The organism is Ruegeria sp. ABF4_144, assembly GCF_056160045.1.
This window is the reverse complement of sequence record NZ_JBSWWK010000001.1, coordinates 2,233,815-2,250,117: the sequence shown is the minus strand read 5'-3', so window position 1 is coordinate 2,250,117 and position 16,303 is coordinate 2,233,815. Positions and strand designations below refer to the sequence as shown.

The following is a 16,303-nucleotide window of genomic DNA, read 5'->3' as shown; positions in this document are numbered from 1 at the left end:
ATGCTATATTGGTTGACCGCCCTGTCGGATGGAGGGGACTTCTTTAACCTCTTCCGCTATATCACGTTCCGTGCGGGCGGAGCCTTTCTGACGGCGCTGATCTTCGGGTTCATCTTCGGCAAGCCGCTGATCAACGTGCTGCGTCGCAAGCAGGGTAAGGGGCAGCCGATCCGGGATGACGGTCCCGAGGGGCATTTTTCCAAGGCTGGAACGCCGACTATGGGCGGTTTGCTGATCGTGGGCGCGCTGGTGACGTCGACGCTGGTTTGGGCGCGGTGGGATAACCCCTATGTCTGGATGGTGCTGTTTGTGACGTTGGCCTATGCAGCGATTGGCTTCGCGGACGATTATGCCAAGGTGTCGAAACAGAATACCAAGGGCGTTTCCGGAAGGATGCGGCTGGCGTTGGGTGTGATTATTGCGGTTCTCGCCTCAGCCTGGGCGACGTTGCATCACCCGGAAGCGTTGCAAAACCAACTGGCTGTGCCGATCTTCAAGGATACGCTGGTAAATCTGGGAATTTTCTACATTCCGTTCTCGATTGTCGTGATCGTTGGGGCCGCCAACGCAGTTAACCTGACAGATGGTTTGGACGGGCTGGCGATCATGCCCGCCATGATTGCGGCGACGACACTTGGGATCATTGCTTATGCTGTAGGTCGGGTCGACTTTACCGAGTATCTGGACGTGCATTACGTGCCGGGTACCGGTGAAATCCTCATCTTTACGGCGGCGCTGTTCGGCGGCGGGTTGGGTTTCCTTTGGTACAACGCCCCGCCTGCGGCTGTGTTCATGGGCGACACCGGGTCGCTGGCTTTGGGCGGCGCGCTAGGGGCGATTGCGGTGGCCACCAAGCACGAGCTGGTGCTGGCTGTTGTAGGTGGGCTGTTCGTGGTTGAGGCGCTGAGCGTGATCATTCAGGTGCTTTACTTCAAACGCACCGGGCGCCGGGTGTTCCTGATGGCGCCGATCCATCACCATTATGAGAAAAAGGGCTGGGCCGAGCCGACCATCGTGATCCGGTTCTGGATCATCTCGCTGATCCTGGCGATGATCGGTCTGGCGACTTTGAAGGTCCGGTAACGCTCCCGTCAGGTTCGGCGGACCTGCGGTTCACCTGGCACCTGTTGAGCCCGGCTTGCGCTGACGCGCGAGCCTTTTGCTGCTCTTGCCATCGGTGATTTCTTCTGTGCAGTGTTGCGGCCAATTGGACGTCAGAAGAAGGTGGGCGGCATGATCCCGGTCAAAGGGTTTTCAGGGCAAAAGGTTGCAGTTCTGGGGCTTGGTCGCTCGGGTCTGGCTACGGCCCGCGCATTGCGGGCGGGCAAGGCTGAACCGGTCTGCTGGGATGACAACCCGGCCGCGCGTGAAAAGGCCGAGGTCGAAGGGTTCATCTGCCTTGATCTGCACCGTCATGGGGCGTTTGACGATATCTCTTCGTTGATCGTTTCACCGGGTATCCCACATCTTTATCCCGAACCGAACCCTGTGGTGGTTGCCGCGCTGGAAGCGGGTGTGCCCGTGGACAACGACATTGGGCTGTTCTTCCGTTCTTTTGCGGGGCCAGAGTGGAACAACTATGACACCCCGCCGCGTGTGATCGCTGTCACGGGTTCGAATGGCAAGTCGACCACTGCTGCATTGATCCACCACATCCTGACGAAAGCCGGGCGCGAGGCGCAATTGGCGGGGAATATAGGGCGAGGCGTGTTGGATATTGACCCGGGCGGCGATGGCTCGGTCGTGGTGCTGGAACTGAGCAGCTATCAGACCGAACTGGCTCGGTCGTTGACGCCCGATGTGGCGGTGTTCACCAACCTGTCGCCGGATCATCTGGACCGCCATGGCGGGATGGGTGGCTATTTCGCCGCCAAACGCCGCCTATTTGCCGAAGGCGGCCCGGATCGAGCGGTGATCGGGATTGACGAAAACGAAGGCGCTTTTCTGGCGGGACAACTGGCCGAAGGTCCAGCGGATGACCGGGTGATCCGCGTATCGGTGGCGCGCAAGCTGACCGGGCCGGGCTGGCAGGTTTTTGCGCGCAAGGGGTTCTTGTCGGAATACCGTAAGGGCCGGCAGGCCGGGTCGATCGACCTGCGGCAGATCAAGGGTTTGCCCGGCGCACATAACCATCAGAATGCCTGTGCTGCCTATGCCGCCTGCCGTGCGTTGGGACTGGCACCGCGTGTCATCGAAGACGCGCTGCACAGTTATCCCGGGCTTCCGCATCGTAGCCAGATCATCGCTGAATCTGATGGTGTGACCTTTGTGAACGATTCCAAGGCCACTAACGTGGACAGCGCGCTGAAGGCCCTGACGGCGTTCAAGAAGATCCGTTGGATTTGCGGCGGGCTTGAGAAAGAGGGCGGTCTGGCCGCGCTGAACGGCGCGGCGGGTCAGGTTCTCAAGGCCTATGTGATCGGGCGCGAGGCGGCCGGTTTCGCCATGCAGCTAGAAGCCGAAGCGCAGGTCTGCACCACTATGGAAGAGGCCGTCAAGCAAGCCATGGCGGACGCTCAGCCGGGTGAGACCGTGCTGCTGGCCCCGGCGGCGGCCAGTTTCGATCAATACGACAACTTTGAACAACGTGGCGACGACTTTGCAGAGCAGGTTCTGAAGCGGCTGTCGGTCTAGTCATTTGCAATAGACCGCCGGTTGGGCCAAGCTGCGGTGCTATCAGCTTGACGCGCCATGACAATTAAGTTTGGCTCCGGGCAAATTCAACACGAGGTCATGACTATGCAATTTCGTAAGTTTTCTCTGATCCTGCCTGCTTTTCTGGTTGCGGGCGCTTGCACCAATACCGGCGCCAATTATCAGCCCATTGTAGATGGCCCGATTGGTCCGAACTACAACGTAGACCTGCAGCAATGTCAGCAGCTAGCCGCATCTCAGGCCAGCGTTGATGGATCCACCGCAGGGAATGCGGCAATTGGCGCTGCGGGTGCTGCGGCAGTTACCGGGATTGTTCAGGACAGCAGCGACAACCTGGGTCGCGCTGCCGTTGCTGGTGCGTTGGTTGGCGCCGGAGCGGACGTCATCAACAAGAACCAGAACAAAGAAGTCATCGTTCGCAACTGCATGCGCGGTCGCGGCTATAACGTCGTAGGCTAACGCCCCGCGATTGTAATTCCGGCGGCGTGGCCTGAGGACCACGCCCACTGGAAATTGTAGCCGCCCAGCCAGCCGGTGACGTCTACCGCTTCACCAATCGCATAGAGGCCGGGGACATCCCTGGCCTCCATCGTTTTTGACGACAGATAGTCCGTGTCGATCCCGCCCAGCGTCACCTCGGCGGTGCGATAGCCTTCGGTGCCCGAAGGGGTTAGTTGCCAGTTGGAGAGCTTAGTCACCAGCTCGGTCAAGGCGGAATCGGATTGGTCGGCCAAGTTACCTGACATGGGAAAGTGTTGGCTCAGGTACTCCACCAGTCGTGCGGGCAGATGGCGGGCCAGTTCGGTTGTCAGGGCTTTGCGTCCACTGCTTTGCCTCTGACCGCGCAGCAGATGGAACAGCGGCAGATCAGGGAGCAGGTTGATCCGGATCGCCTCACCTTCATTCCAGTAAGACGAAAGCTGCAGCACCGATGGCCCGCTGAGGCCGCGATGGGTGAACAGCAGCGCTTCGTCAAAGCTGGTGCGGTTGTTTGACAGGCGCGCGGGCAGAGAGACCCCCGAGAGGTCTTTGAACTTTCCATCCGAAAAGGTAAACGGCACCAGCGCCGCGCGCGTCTCAGTGATCTGCAGCCCGAATTGGCGGGCGATATCATAGGCCAGCCCGGTCGCGCCCATCTTGGGGATCGACTTGCCCCCTGTGGCCAGCACCAGATTGAGGCAGGTCAGGCTAAGGCGCTGGCCTTCGCGGTCAACCTTCAGCGCGAACCCGGCCTCGGTCTTTCGTAGATCCTTCACCTCGGTCCGCACCCAAAGGTCGGCCCCGGCGCGGTCCATCTCATCCAGCAGCATCTGGATGATCTGTTTCGAAGATCCGTCGCAGAACAACTGCCCCAGCGTTTTCTCATGCCACGCGATACCGTGACGTCCGACCAGATCGACGAAATCCCATTGCGTATAGCGCGCCAACGCGGATTTGCAGAAATGCGGGTTCTGCGACAGGAAGTTGCCCGGCCCGGCATACATGTTGGTAAAGTTGCAGCGCCCACCGCCCGAGATGCGGATTTTCTCCCCCGGAGCCTTGGCGTGATCAATCACCAAAACGCGCCCGCCGCAATGGGCGGCGCACATCATTCCGGCTGCACCGGCCCCAAGGATGATCGTGTCATAGGTCATACGCAGCGCATGGCGTGAAATGCGGGGGATGGCAAGTGGAAGCCGGCTCAATGGCAGCATAGGTATTGTGGTAAACTCCTACAGCAATGGAAGTGAATACAGTTTAGTGCAGAGGAGGGTGTCCCGATGATCATGCGAATTTTCCAAGTCACAGTTCGATCAGGCAAAGAGGCTGAATTTGCGAAGTTTTTCCACGAAACTGCGATCCCCATGATGCAAAACACTGACGGCATCGTTCAGGTTTTGCCGGGGGCCGCGCGGCCCGACTCTCCGCGCGACTTTAGCTTTGTTATGATTTGGAGCAGCTTGGACGCGCTGAAAGCTTTTGTCGGTGACGACTATCAAAGCCCGCACATTGATCCGGCCGAGGCGGAATTGGTCGAATCCAGAACGATCAAACACTATGATCTTGTTGCCTAGGCGGTCCGAAAGCTCTTGAGTGGAGCGTTGGATTCAGGCCGTTGCTTACAGGGCGCTAATTTCCGCAACCGGCCCTTCATTCTGCTAGCCCAAACGCCAAAATGCCTGTAGAGTCTCAATCAGACCCCGAAAACGGGGCGTTAACGAGGCAGAGAGTGGCGGTATCTCATGACTGAGATGGTGTATGGCGCGGTCCAGGACCAGCGCGGCGAACCGATTCTTCCAAAGTGGTGGCGAACAATTGATCGCTGGACGATGTCCTGCGTTCTGATCCTGTTTGTCATCGGGTTGTTGCTGGGGCTGGCTTCATCGCCTCCTCTGGCTGGTCGCAATGGGTTCGACCCGTTCCACTATGTCGAGCGTCAGGCACTGTTCGGTGGACTGGCGCTGATTGCGATGCTGCTGACCTCGATGATGTCGCCGACACTGGTACGGCGTCTTGCAGTACTGGGCTTTCTGGGCGCGTTCGTGGCGCTGGCCTTTCTGCCCGTATTCGGCACCGATTTCGGCAAGGGTGCGGTGCGGTGGTACTCGCTGGGCTTTGCTTCGCTGCAGCCTTCCGAGTTTCTGAAGCCCGGTTTTGTTGTTGTGGCCGCATGGTTGCTGGCCGCGTCACAGGAGATTAATGGCCCTCCGGGGCGGTTGTGGTCTTTTGCGCTATGTATGGCCATTGTCGGAATGCTGGTGCTGCAACCCGATTTCGGTCAGGCCTGTTTGATCCTGTTTGGTTGGGGCGTTATGTATTTTGTGGCCGGCGCGCCAATGCTTCTGCTGGTGGGTATGGCTGGTGCGGTGGTGCTGGGCGGTATGTTTGCCTATTCAAATTCGGAACACTTCGCCCGCCGGATCGATGGGTTCTTGAATCAAGAGGTCGATCCGACCACTCAGATCGGTTACGCCACCAACGCTATCCGCGAGGGTGGCCTGTTCGGTGTGGGCGTGGGTGAGGGGCAGGTGAAGTGGTCTCTGCCCGATGCGCATACAGATTTCATCATCGCCGTCGCAGCCGAGGAATTCGGCCTGATCCTCGTGCTGATCATCATCGCGCTGTATTCTATCATCGTTGTGCGCTCGTTGCTGCGGCTGATGAAGGAACGCGACATGTTTATCCGTCTGGCAGGCACCGGCCTGGCCTGCATGTTCGGCGTGCAGGCGATGATCAACATGGGTGTCGCGGTGCGCCTGTTGCCCGCCAAGGGCATGACGCTGCCGTTTGTCAGCTATGGTGGGTCGTCGCTGATTGCGGGCGGCATTGCGGTTGGCATGCTGCTGGCGTTCACACGGACCCGCCCACAGGGCGAGCTTGGCGATATTCTGCGCGGACGAGGTTGATGACCAAACCCTATCTACTGATTGCGGCGGGCGGCACCGGGGGCCACATGTTCCCGGCGCAGGCTCTGACCGAGGCGATGCTGCAAAAGGGCTGGCGCGTGCGCCTGTCCACTGACGCGCGCGGCGCGCGCTATACCAGCGGCTTTCCTCATTCGACCGAGATTGTCGAGGCCTCGTCGGCTACATTCGCCCGTGGTGGTCTGGCGGCGAAAGCTCTGGTGGGGCCGAAGATTGCCGCTGGTGTGACTGGCATGGCGTTTCAGATGATGCGCGACCGGCCGGACGTTGTGGTGGGCTTTGGCGGCTATCCGTCGATACCGGCGCTGGGCGCGGCGACGATGCTGAAAATCCCGCGCATGATCCATGAACAAAACGGCATTCTGGGCCGTGTGAACCAGCTGTTTGCAACCCGCGTGTCACAGGTGGCCTGCGGTATCTGGCCCACCGATCTGCCCGAGGGCGCCAAGGGCGTGCATACTGGCAATCCCGTTCGCGCTGCGGTGTTGGAGCGGGCAGCGGCTGGCTATATCCCGCCCGGTGACTATCCGATGTCGATCCTTGTGATGGGCGGCTCGCAGGGCGCGCGAATCCTCAGTGATGTGGTGCCGGGCGCGATTGCTGCCTTGCCCGAAGTGCTGCGCGATCATATCCGCGTCGCCCATCAGGCCCGCGATGAGGACGGAGAGCGGGTCAAAGCCTTCTACGCCGACCACGGCATCCGGGCAGAGGTCAAACCGTTCTTCCAAGACGTTCCCAGCCGCATGTCCGATGCGCAGCTGGTCATTTCGCGTTCCGGCGCGTCCAGCGTGGCCGATATCTCGGTGATTGGGCGGCCTTCGATCCTGATCCCGTTTGCCGCTGCCGCTGGAGACCATCAAACCGCCAACGCGCGTGGCCTGGTGCAGGCGGGCGGTGCGATCATGATCCCGGAAAACCTGCTTGACGTTTCCGCGCTGACCGAGCAAATCACCGCAGTTCTGACAAACCCCGAAGCCGCACAAAAGATGGCCCATGCTGCCCTCTCGACCGGCGCGCCGGATGCGACCGAGCGTCTGGTGCATCTCGTCGAAGAGCTGGCGCAGAAGGAGACCGTATGAATCCCGCAACCAAACTGCCGCAAGACGTAGGGCCGATCCATTTCGTAGGAATCGGTGGGATCGGGATGTCTGGGATTGCCGAGGTGCTGCTGAACCTTGGTTACCGGGTGCAAGGGTCAGACCTGAAGGCCTCTAAGATCACCGACCGTCTGGCTGGTTTGGGCGCCGAGATTTTTGTCGGCCAACGCGCCGAAAACCTGGAAAATGCTGCCGTTGTTGTAGTTTCGACCGCGATTAAACCGGGCAACCCGGAACTGGACGGCGCCCGCGCGCAAGGCCTTCCGGTGGTGCGCCGAGCCGACATGCTGGCCGAGCTGATGCGGCTGAAATCCAACATCGCCATCGCCGGAACGCATGGTAAAACCACGACGACAACGATGATGGCCGAACTGATGGTGGCGGGCGATTTCGACCCGACTGTGATCAACGGCGGGATCATCCACGCCTATGGTTCGAACGCGCGGATGGGGCAGGGCGAATGGATGGTGGTCGAGGCCGACGAATCCGACGGCTCGTTCAACCGTTTGCCCGCGACCATCGCCATCGTCACCAACATCGACCCCGAGCATATGGAGCATTGGGGCGATTTCGACAAACTGCGCGACGGGTTTTATGAATTCGTCTCGAATCTGCCCTTCTACGGTCTGGCTGTGTGCTGCACTGATCATGCCGAAGTGCAGACGCTGGTAGGCCGCATCACCGACCGTCGTGTGTGTACCTATGGCTTCAACGCGCAGGCCGATGTGCGGGCGGTGAACCTGACCTACAAGGGTGGCGTGGCAAATTTCGACATTCATCTGCAATACGAAGACACGGTGATCGAGGGCTGTACCCTGCCGATGCCGGGCGATCACAATGTCTCAAACGCGCTGTCCGCAGCTGCAGTTGCGCGCCATCTGGGTATGAAAGCTTCGGAAATTCGCGATGCGCTGGCCAATTTCGGCGGCGTCAATCGCCGCTTCACCAAGGTGGGCGAGGTTGATGGCGTTACCATCATCGACGATTACGGCCACCACCCGGTTGAAATCAACGCCGTGCTGAAAGCCGCGCGTCAGGCGACTGAGGGTCGGGTGATCGCCGTTCATCAGCCGCACCGCTATTCTCGGCTGTCCAACCTGTTTGATGACTTCTGCACTTGTTTCAATGATGCTGATGTGGTGGCCATCGCCGATATCTTCGCTGCCGGAGAAGACCCGATCGAGGGTGCATCCCGCGACGATCTGGTGCAGGGCCTGATCCGCCACGGTCACCGCCATGCACGTGCGCTGCTGGATGAAAACGATCTTGAACGTCTGGTCCGCGAACAAGCACGCCCCGGTGACATGGTCGTATGTCTGGGTGCGGGTACGATCAGCGCCTGGGCCAATGGTTTGCCCGCGCGGTTGCAACAAAAACAGGCCGTGTGACGTAGTGGACTTTCGGGCGACGCAACTTTAAGATGTAGCGTCGCAACGTCCTTGGAAGGGGCAGCAGGTGTATTCAGTTGTGTTCGCATCCCTATGGGTCGTGGCTGCGACAGCCGTGGCCATGCTGCCGATGCGGCTGCAGTTCCCTCCGGGCATTGTGTTGCTGATCTCTGCTCCTGTTTTGATCGTCTGGCTGGGCTATGACTTCGGCTGGTTCCTTTCGGTGCTGGCATTTGCGGGTTTTGCGTCGATGTTCCGCAAACCGATTCAATACTACTGGCGTCTCTGGACGGGCAGGGAGGTCAAGGAATGAACTGGTCTATCGCCCTAGCCGCGCTGTGGGGGATTGCCGCAAACGTGCTGGCGATGCTGCCCAGTAAAGACAATCACTGGACGCGCGCCTATATCCTGATCGCGATTGGCATCCCAATCTTGGGCTATGTCACGTTGCAAAACGGTCCGTGGATCGGGCTGTTGGTTTTGGCGATGGGCATGTCGGTGCTGCGCTGGCCGGTAATTTACCTGACCCGTTGGACAAAGGTTAAAATGCAGGGCATGAAGGCGACCAACAAGTAACGGCCGCATTCAGGAGTCTCTGCCATGGTCGACGTCGCCACCTTCGCGTATTTGCCACTTATCACACTGATCCTCGGGGCTCTGGCAGGCTTTGTTGCAGGGCGCTGGATTGGCGTCAAAGGTCTGTTGTGGCTGATTGGTCTGACCGCCGCCGTCTCGCTGGTGCTTATTGTTGTTCTTGCAGGTGTTGGTACCGGCGAGGAGGAAAAGGCATTTGGCCCCTTCATCTGGCTGACCGGGGCGGTCCTGCCCTTCCTATTGGCGGTTATCGTTGGCGGTGTCGGTGGACGTAGCCTGGCTGCAAGGGCAGACACATGATCGATCTGCCCGATGTCCGCGGTCGCCTGACTGAGGCCCGGCCGCTAAACGACCTGACCTGGCTGCGCGTTGGCGGCCCGGCGGATTACCTGTTTCAACCGGCAGATACCGAAGACCTGCAGCAGTTTTTACGAGACCTGCCCGCAGATGTACCGGTTTTCCCAATGGGTGTCGGATCGAACCTGATCATTCGGGATGGCGGCTTGCGCGCCGTCGTGATCCGACTGGGGCGGGGGTTCAATGGCATTTCGGTTGAGGGCAACACCGTCACCGCAGGCGCCGCCGCGCTGGACGCCCATGTGGCGCGCAAGGCGGCGGATGCGGGGGTTGACCTGACCTTCCTGCGCACAATCCCCGGCTCGATTGGCGGTGCGGTGCGGATGAATGCGGGTTGCTACGGAAGTTATACCGCTGACGTATTGCGCAAGGCCACCATCGTCACCCGGCAGGGAGAGGTTATCGATCTGACCCCTGCAGACCTCAATTTCCGCTATCGTCAATCCGATCTGCCTGAAGGTGCAGTGCTGATATCAGCCACGCTCGAAGGCCCCTCGGGTGATCCGCAGGACCTGCACGACCGCATGACGGCGCAACTGCAGAAGCGCGACGAGACCCAACCCACCAAGGATCGCAGCGCTGGGTCGACATTCCGCAACCCGGCTGGGTTCTCCTCGACTGGGCGGGCGGATGACGTGCATGACCTCAAGGCGTGGAAGGTGATCGACGATGCCGGGATGCGTGGCGCGACGCTGGGCGGCGCACAGATGAGCCCGAAGCACTCGAACTTCCTGATCAATACTGGTGCAGCCACTGCCGCTGACCTCGAAGGGCTGGGCGAAGAGGTGCGAAAAAAGGTTTACGAAACAAGCGGCATCACGCTAGAGTGGGAAATCATGCGGGTCGGTGATCCGCTGAAAGAATAAAGCCCCAACCGTCAGACCATAACAGGCAAATTCAGGCGACGGATCAAAGGCATAAGCACTATACGGACCACTACATAAGGTCCGGGGACATTGAGGCGCACGTTGGGTATGTCGAGCAGGACAAACCCCAAAGTGGCGGTATTGATGGGTGGCCCCTCGGCGGAACGCGAGGTGTCTCTCAGCTCTGGGCGCGAATGCGCAGCCGCCCTAAGGGGAGAAGGCTTTGAAGTGGTTGAGCTGGACGCAGGTCCCGACCTCTACGCGCGCCTATTGGAGATCAAGCCGGACGTGGTTTTCAACGCCCTGCATGGCCGCTGGGGTGAGGATGGCTGCGTACAGGGTCTGCTGGAGTGGATGCGCATTCCTTATACGCATTCCGGTGTACTGGCATCCGCGTTGGCGATGGACAAGCAGCGTAGCAAAGAGGTGTTTCAGGTCGAAGGCCTGCCGGTTGTTCCAAGCGTGATTGTGCCCAAGGTCGAGGTGATTGAAGTCCACGTGATGAAGCCGCCTTACGTGGCCAAACCGAACAACGAAGGGTCCAGCGTCGGCATCTATATCGTCCACGAAGGCTCGAACGGTCCGCCGCAGCTGTCGGATGAGATGCCCGAGCATGTTATGGTCGAGAAATACATTGCCGGGCGCGAGTTGACCGTGACGGTGATGGGTGACCGCGCCCTGACCGTGACCGAGATCATGACCGATGGCGGCTGGTACGACTATGACGCCAAGTACAAGCCCGGCGGCTCGTGGCATGTTCTGCCAGCCGATGTGCCGCAGGACGTCTTTGATCGCTGCATGGATTATGCCCTACGCGCCCATGGCGCGCTTGGGTGCAAGGGCGTTTCCCGCACCGATTTCCGCTGGGATGACAGCATGGGTGTCGACGGGTTGTTCCTGCTGGAAACCAACACACAGCCCGGCATGACGCCGACCTCGCTTGTGCCGGAACAGGCCGAGCATCGTGGTATGACGTTCGGCCAGCTCTGCGCCTGGATGGTGGAGGACGCCTCATGCAACCGCTGAGAGCCACCCGCGCGCCGGTGATCCACCGCTCGAAACCATTGGCCGGACCGGATGCCGATTTTGCGTCGGGCGATCATCACGAGGTTGAACCGAAACTGCGCCTGCGGGGCGCAAAACTGTTTGGGCGCAAGTCACAGAGGTTCGACCCGGCGCCGTCCCGGATGAGCTATCGCCTGCAACGTTGGATGCTGACGCCCGGTGTTCGGCGTGGGCTGAAAGTCGGGCTGCCGATTGCGGTGGTCTGTGCTGCCGTTGGGCTGTACTTCGGTGCGGAAGACCGGCGCGAGGCCGTGGTGGCCTATGTCAACGACATCAAGACCTCGATCCAGCAGCGCCCCGAATTCATGGTCAATCTGATGGCCATCGACGGGGCGGGCACCAATCTGTCCGAGGATATCCGCGAGGTTGTGCCGTTGGATTTCCCGATGAGCTCCTGGGATTTGGATGTAGAACAAATCCGCGACACGATCACCGGGCTGGATCCGGTGAAGTCCGCCTCGGTCCGCGTCCGCCCCGGCGGCATCCTGCAGGTCGATGTAGTCGAACGAAAGCCGGTCATTGTGTGGCGCACGCGCAGCGGGATTGAATTGTTGGATGAAACCGGCGCGCATGTTAAGCGGATTACGTCGCGCAAAGATCACTCTCACCTGCCGCTGATTGCGGGTAAGGGGGCGGATGCGCATGTGGGTGAAGCACTGCAACTGATGACAACCGCGCGCAGTCTAGGAACCCGGGTGCGTGGCTTGGTTCGGATTGGTGAGCGCCGCTGGGATCTGGTCCTGGATCGCGGTCAACGCATTATGTTGCCGACCGAACGCCCCGTGCGTGCGTTGGAACGCGTGTTGGCGGTGAACGAGGTACAGGACCTTTTGGAACGCGACGTGGCGGTGGTGGATATGCGCTTGGGCCAGCGTCCAACAATCAGAATGACTAAAGCTGCCAGCGAAGACTGGTGGAATACAAAAGTGACAGTGGGTAACGGGCAGTAACGACCATGATGACCGATCTTTATCAGTCCCAACGGGCCATGCGGCAGATGCGCAGACAGGCGATGCAACGCGGTGTTGTCGCCATTCTGGATGTGGGCAGTTCTAAGATTGCCTGCCTTGTGCTGCGGTTCGATGGCACGGGTCGGCTGAGCGAGGACAACAGCATCGGGTCACTGGCTGGCCAGACCGGGTTCCGGGTGATTGGTGCGGCGACCACGCGGTCGCGCGGCGTCCAGTTTGGTGAAGTCACCGCCATGCAAGAAACTGAGCGCGCGATCCGGACAGCTCTGCAGGCCGCGCAGAAGATGGCCGATATTAGGGTGGATCACGTGATCGCCAGCTTCTCAGGCGCGAATCCGCGTTCCTATGGTCTCGACGCGCAGGTCGATCTGGAAGGGCAGGTAGTCAGTGAGGCCGAAGTTGGCCGTGTACTGAACGCCTGCGACGTGCCGGATTACGGGGCAGGGCGCGAAGTGCTGCATGCCCAGCCTGTGAACTTTGCGCTGGATAACCGCTCGGGTCTGATCGACCCGCGGGGCCAGATGGGACAATCGCTGGCTGTCGATATGCACATGCTGACCGTCGATGCGGTCGCGATTCAAAACATCGTGCGCTGCATCAAGCGCTGCGATCTGGAGCTGGCTGGGATTGCGAACTCGGCCTACGTGTCGGGGATTTCTGCGCTGGTCGAGGATGAGCAAGAGCTGGGCGCGGCCTGTATTGATATGGGAGGCGGCACGACCAGCGTGTCGATCTTCATGAAGAAACACATGATCTACGCCGATTGCGTCCGCATGGGCGGCGACCACGTGACCGCCGATATCTCGATGGGGCTGGGTGTTCCGGCGGCGGTTGCTGAGCGGATCAAGACCTTCAACGGCGGTGTGCACGCAACCGGAGCCGATGACCGCGACCTGATCGACATTGGTGGCGACACCGGCGATTGGGAGCATGACCGCCGCACCGTCAGCCGGGCCGAGCTGATCGGCATCATGCGTCCCCGCGTCGAAGAAATCCTCGAAGAGGTTCGCGTGCGTCTGGATGCTGCCGGGTTCGAGCATATGCCAAGCCAGCAGATCGTGCTGACCGGTGGCGGCAGTCAGATCATGGGGCTTGATGGCCTTGCGACCCGTATTTTGGGGCAGCGCGTGCGTCTTGGGCGCCCGCTGCGCGTTCATGGTTTACCGCAATCGGCGACCGGGCCGGGGTTCTCATCGGCCGTGGGGCTCAGCCTGTTTGCCGCGCATCCGCAGGACGAATGGTGGGATTTCGAAATCCCGGTTGATACCTATGCTGCGCGCCCCTTCAAACGCGCGATGCGCTGGTTCCGTGACAATTGGTAAACGGGCAGGGGTCGCGGCGCTGATCGCCCTGGCCCCGTTCGCCACGCAGGCCCAGACCCGCATCACACCCGAGGCCTTTCTGGCCGCGGTCCAAGGCAAGACGGTCACGTTCCATGACTACCCCAGCGGTTTTTTGGTGGGCACCGAAGAGTTCCTCAGCCCCACTCTGTCTGTCTGGCGGATGGAGGGGCGGGGTTGCGTCTATGGGCAAATCACCACGCCGAACGGTCAGATCTGCTTTTTGTACGATGACGATCCGGATGACGTGCCGGTCTGCTGGTGGCCCTTCTTGCACGAAGACCGTTTGATGGTGCGATTGGCCAGCTTTAGTCGTCGCGAAATACAAGAGGTGCGCAGTATCACCGAAGACGGTTTGAATTGTCCAAGTACCCCAATTAGCTAAAGAAATGGGTTGCGGCCCGCCGTTTTATCCCGCAAGATATCCACAAGGCCCGTCAGAGGCCCCGCGGCAGGACCTGAGCAGTTTTCCGCATCTGAAAAATCGGTAAAAAACCCCAAGTGGCGTGCATGTTGGCTGCGGCGCATGAGTCGCTTGATTTGTGGTGGATTGAGTTCTTTCCGCAACATCTGGCAATCAATGCGAAATACTGCTCATGCTTGCCTTATTTCCTCCATATTTTGTGGAATTTGGCGATTTTTGGCGTGACGTTTGCGGTTTGGATCGATAGGATTGTAAGCGGATAGGTAAGAAAAACACCGCTTTGGCGGGTCAAAAAAACAGGCGGACAGAGCATGACATTGAATCTTTCGATGCCCGGGCACGACGAACTGAAGCCTCGGATTACAGTATTTGGCGTTGGTGGTGCAGGCGGCAACGCTGTCAACAACATGATTGAAAAACAGCTGGACGGCGTCGATTTCGTTGTCGCCAACACCGACGCGCAGGCGCTGCAACAAAGCCAGTCGTCAGCACGGGTGCAGTTGGGTGTGAAGGTCACCGAAGGTCTGGGCGCCGGTGCGCGGCCCGCCGTGGGTGCCGCAGCCGCCGAAGAAAGCATCGAGCAGATCGTCGATCATCTGGCTGGCGCACATATGTGCTTTATCACTGCCGGTATGGGCGGTGGCACCGGTACTGGTGCGGCTCCGATCATCGCACAAGCCGCGCGGGAACTCGGCGTGCTGACTGTGGGCGTTGTCACCAAGCCGTTCCAGTTCGAGGGCGCCAAGCGGATGCGTCAGGCCGAAGATGGCGTTGAATCGCTGCAAAAGGTCGTCGACACGCTGATTATCATTCCGAACCAGAACCTGTTCCGTCTGGCCAATGAGAAAACTACCTTTACCGAGGCGTTTTCGATGGCAGATGACGTCCTGTATCAGGGCGTTAAAGGTGTGACCGACCTGATGGTCCGTCCGGGTCTGATCAACCTCGACTTTGCTGATGTTCGCGCCGTTATGGACGAAATGGGCAAGGCGATGATGGGTACCGGTGAGGCCACTGGTGAGGATCGCGCGGTTCAGGCGGCCGAGAAGGCTATTGCCAACCCGCTGCTGGACGAAATCAGCCTCAAGGGTGCTAAGGGCGTGCTGATCAACATCACCGGTTCGCATGACCTGACCCTGTTCGAACTGGATGAAGCCGCCAATCGTATCCGCGAAGAAGTGGACCCCGAGGCCAACATCATCGTCGGTTCGACATTGGATACCGCGATGGAAGGTGGCATGCGCGTTTCGGTTGTGGCCACTGGCATCGACGCCAGCGAGAAAACCGAGGACGTACCGGTTGCACGCCGCAGCATGTCGGCTCCGCTGACCCGCACCGTTTCGGCAGAAGAGCCGCTGCAGGAAGAGACCCCCGCTGCAGTCGCGGAAGTGGCCGAGCCAGCGCCGCAGCCCGAAGCACCCCGTGAACCTTCGCTGTTCGAAACCGCCGAGGAACCAGCACAGCCGCAGTTCCAACCTCGCGCAGAGCAGGAAGATGACGGTTTGCCGCCCCCGGCTTATCAGCCGCGCGTCGCCGAATTCGAGCCGACCCCGGAACCGGTAGAGCCGGCACCGGAAAGCTTTGTCGCTCCGCAGCCTCAGGCCGCGGCGGGCACGCCATCGCCCGAGGCGCTGCAGCGTCTGCAGGCCGCTGTTCAGAATGTACCGCCGGCAGAGCGCGGCCATCCCGCGCCCCGTCCACAGGCTCATCAACCGGCCCCGACACCGCACGGAGATGCGCAGGATCGTCCCCGTTTCGGCTTTAACCGTCTGATCGACCGGATGACCGGCCACGCCGCCGATACCCCGGCCCAGCCGGTGCGCCAGCAGCCTCCGATGCGCCAAGCTGACGCTACGGCACCTGCGCATGACGAAGCCGATCCCGAGCAGGACCGGATCGAAATTCCGGCCTTCCTGCGCCGTCAGGCCAACTGAAGCCGGTAACAAAATAGTTAAAAAGGGCTGCCATCTGGCGGCCCTTTTCTTTTTAAATACAAAGGTTTGACCGTTTGTAAGCAGGCTTTTGCCGATCTGTTACATTCATGTTTCATTCAGTTACAAAGAGTGAGTTGAGCCTTGACCCGACCTTCCTTAGTTGAATTCCCAACACGGACCGAAAAGGCCGGAAACCACTCACCGAGGT

Annotated in this window: 17 protein-coding genes; 16 read left to right on the top strand and 1 reads right to left on the bottom strand. The window is 60.0% G+C overall.

All coding sequences use genetic code 11. From position 1 onward, the window contains the following. From mraY to ACXAGD_RS11265, 3 genes are all read left to right on the top strand, one after another. A complete protein-coding gene (gene mraY, locus ACXAGD_RS11275) occupies positions 1–1,083 on the top strand; it encodes a phospho-N-acetylmuramoyl-pentapeptide-transferase (RefSeq protein ID WP_475210640.1) in 1,083 nt (360 codons plus the stop codon). 150 nt (positions 1,084–1,233) lie between these two features. Beyond that, positions 1,234–2,634 (top strand): UDP-N-acetylmuramoyl-L-alanine--D-glutamate ligase, encoded by a 1,401-nt coding sequence (murD, locus tag ACXAGD_RS11270; RefSeq protein ID WP_475210639.1) that lies wholly within the window; start codon positions 1,234–1,236, stop codon positions 2,632–2,634. A gap of 99 nt (positions 2,635–2,733) precedes the next feature. Then, complete coding sequence (locus tag ACXAGD_RS11265) at positions 2,734–3,114, top strand: glycine zipper family protein (protein ID WP_475210637.1); 381 nt, start codon at positions 2,734–2,736, stop codon at positions 3,112–3,114. On the opposite strand, the gene ACXAGD_RS11260 is transcribed toward ACXAGD_RS11265, so the two are convergent. Then, entirely contained in the window at positions 3,111–4,289 is a 1,179-nt protein-coding gene (locus tag ACXAGD_RS11260) for a BaiN/RdsA family NAD(P)/FAD-dependent oxidoreductase (protein WP_475212570.1), read from the bottom strand. The genes ACXAGD_RS11265 and ACXAGD_RS11260 overlap by 4 nt on opposite strands. A gap of 126 nt (positions 4,290–4,415) precedes the next feature. Here ACXAGD_RS11260 and ACXAGD_RS11255 point away from each other — a divergent pair, with 126 nt between their 5' ends. From ACXAGD_RS11255 to ftsZ, 13 genes are all read left to right on the top strand, one after another. Then, on the top strand, positions 4,416–4,709 hold the full coding sequence (locus ACXAGD_RS11255) for an antibiotic biosynthesis monooxygenase family protein (protein ID WP_475210636.1): 294 nt from the start codon (positions 4,416–4,418) through the stop codon (positions 4,707–4,709). Positions 4,710–4,877: 168 nt separating this feature from the next. Beyond that, positions 4,878–6,041 (top strand): putative lipid II flippase FtsW, encoded by a 1,164-nt coding sequence (gene ftsW / locus ACXAGD_RS11250; protein ID WP_170325742.1) that lies wholly within the window; start codon positions 4,878–4,880, stop codon positions 6,039–6,041. Further along, positions 6,041–7,138, top strand: coding sequence for a UDP-N-acetylglucosamine--N-acetylmuramyl-(pentapeptide) pyrophosphoryl-undecaprenol N-acetylglucosamine transferase (locus ACXAGD_RS11245; protein ID WP_475210634.1), 1,098 nt, complete (start codon positions 6,041–6,043; stop codon positions 7,136–7,138). Before ftsW ends, ACXAGD_RS11245 begins: the two co-directional genes overlap by 1 nt. Then, entirely contained in the window at positions 7,135–8,544 is a 1,410-nt protein-coding gene (gene murC / locus ACXAGD_RS11240; protein WP_475210632.1) for a UDP-N-acetylmuramate--L-alanine ligase, read from the top strand. Before ACXAGD_RS11245 ends, murC begins: the two co-directional genes overlap by 4 nt. A 67-nt stretch (positions 8,545–8,611) precedes the next feature. Further along, a complete protein-coding gene (locus ACXAGD_RS11235; RefSeq protein WP_475210629.1) occupies positions 8,612–8,857 on the top strand; it encodes a DUF2484 family protein in 246 nt (81 codons plus the stop codon). After that, positions 8,854–9,120 (top strand): DUF2484 family protein, encoded by a 267-nt coding sequence (locus ACXAGD_RS11230; protein WP_475210628.1) that lies wholly within the window; start codon positions 8,854–8,856, stop codon positions 9,118–9,120. The genes ACXAGD_RS11235 and ACXAGD_RS11230 overlap by 4 nt, the downstream gene beginning before the upstream one ends. Before the next feature lie 24 nt (positions 9,121–9,144). After that, positions 9,145–9,438 (top strand): hypothetical protein, encoded by a 294-nt coding sequence (locus ACXAGD_RS11225; RefSeq protein ID WP_475210626.1) that lies wholly within the window; start codon positions 9,145–9,147, stop codon positions 9,436–9,438. After that, positions 9,435–10,361, top strand: coding sequence for a UDP-N-acetylmuramate dehydrogenase (murB, locus tag ACXAGD_RS11220; RefSeq protein ID WP_475210624.1), 927 nt, complete (start codon positions 9,435–9,437; stop codon positions 10,359–10,361). The genes ACXAGD_RS11225 and murB overlap by 4 nt, the downstream gene beginning before the upstream one ends. Before the next feature lie 108 nt (positions 10,362–10,469). Continuing rightward, positions 10,470–11,387, top strand: a complete 918-nt coding sequence (locus ACXAGD_RS11215) for a D-alanine--D-alanine ligase (RefSeq protein WP_475210623.1) — start codon at positions 10,470–10,472, stop codon at positions 11,385–11,387. Then, positions 11,375–12,376, top strand: coding sequence for a cell division protein FtsQ/DivIB (locus ACXAGD_RS11210; protein ID WP_475210621.1), 1,002 nt, complete (start codon positions 11,375–11,377; stop codon positions 12,374–12,376). Before ACXAGD_RS11215 ends, ACXAGD_RS11210 begins: the two co-directional genes overlap by 13 nt. Positions 12,377–12,384: 8 nt before the next feature. Next, positions 12,385–13,719 (top strand): cell division protein FtsA, encoded by a 1,335-nt coding sequence (gene ftsA / locus ACXAGD_RS11205; RefSeq protein WP_170331558.1) that lies wholly within the window; start codon positions 12,385–12,387, stop codon positions 13,717–13,719. Beyond that, a complete protein-coding gene (locus ACXAGD_RS11200) occupies positions 13,706–14,122 on the top strand; it encodes a hypothetical protein (RefSeq protein WP_475210618.1) in 417 nt (138 codons plus the stop codon). Before ftsA ends, ACXAGD_RS11200 begins: the two co-directional genes overlap by 14 nt. Before the next feature lie 350 nt (positions 14,123–14,472). Beyond that, positions 14,473–16,095 carry a cell division protein FtsZ gene (gene ftsZ, locus ACXAGD_RS11195; protein ID WP_475210616.1) on the top strand — a complete coding sequence of 541 codons (1,623 nt, stop codon included), beginning with the start codon at positions 14,473–14,475 and terminating at the stop codon, positions 16,093–16,095. The last annotated feature ends 208 nt before the right edge of the window (positions 16,096–16,303 follow it).

What these genes read in the sequence shown, in the direction of transcription:
- mraY (WP_475210640.1), top strand. Translation starts at nt 1, where the DNA reads ATGCTATATTGGTTGACCGCCCTGTCGGATGGAGGGGACTTCTTTAAC.
- murD (WP_475210639.1), top strand. Translation starts at nt 1,234, where the DNA reads ATGATCCCGGTCAAAGGGTTTTCAGGGCAAAAGGTTGCAGTTCTGGGG.
- ACXAGD_RS11265 (WP_475210637.1), top strand. Translation starts at nt 2,734, where the DNA reads ATGACTATGCAATTTCGTAAGTTTTCTCTGATCCTGCCTGCTTTTCTG.
- ACXAGD_RS11260 (WP_475212570.1), bottom strand. Translation starts at nt 4,289, where the DNA reads ATGACCTATGACACGATCATCCTTGGGGCCGGTGCAGCCGGAATGATG.
- ACXAGD_RS11255 (WP_475210636.1), top strand. Translation starts at nt 4,416, where the DNA reads ATGATCATGCGAATTTTCCAAGTCACAGTTCGATCAGGCAAAGAGGCT.
- ftsW (WP_170325742.1), top strand. Translation starts at nt 4,878, where the DNA reads ATGACTGAGATGGTGTATGGCGCGGTCCAGGACCAGCGCGGCGAACCG.
- ACXAGD_RS11245 (WP_475210634.1), top strand. Translation starts at nt 6,041, where the DNA reads ATGACCAAACCCTATCTACTGATTGCGGCGGGCGGCACCGGGGGCCAC.
- murC (WP_475210632.1), top strand. Translation starts at nt 7,135, where the DNA reads ATGAATCCCGCAACCAAACTGCCGCAAGACGTAGGGCCGATCCATTTC.
- ACXAGD_RS11230 (WP_475210628.1), top strand. Translation starts at nt 8,854, where the DNA reads ATGAACTGGTCTATCGCCCTAGCCGCGCTGTGGGGGATTGCCGCAAAC.
- ACXAGD_RS11225 (WP_475210626.1), top strand. Translation starts at nt 9,145, where the DNA reads ATGGTCGACGTCGCCACCTTCGCGTATTTGCCACTTATCACACTGATC.
- murB (WP_475210624.1), top strand. Translation starts at nt 9,435, where the DNA reads ATGATCGATCTGCCCGATGTCCGCGGTCGCCTGACTGAGGCCCGGCCG.
- ACXAGD_RS11215 (WP_475210623.1), top strand. Translation starts at nt 10,470, where the DNA reads ATGTCGAGCAGGACAAACCCCAAAGTGGCGGTATTGATGGGTGGCCCC.
- ACXAGD_RS11210 (WP_475210621.1), top strand. Translation starts at nt 11,375, where the DNA reads ATGCAACCGCTGAGAGCCACCCGCGCGCCGGTGATCCACCGCTCGAAA.
- ftsA (WP_170331558.1), top strand. Translation starts at nt 12,385, where the DNA reads ATGACCGATCTTTATCAGTCCCAACGGGCCATGCGGCAGATGCGCAGA.
- ftsZ (WP_475210616.1), top strand. Translation starts at nt 14,473, where the DNA reads ATGACATTGAATCTTTCGATGCCCGGGCACGACGAACTGAAGCCTCGG.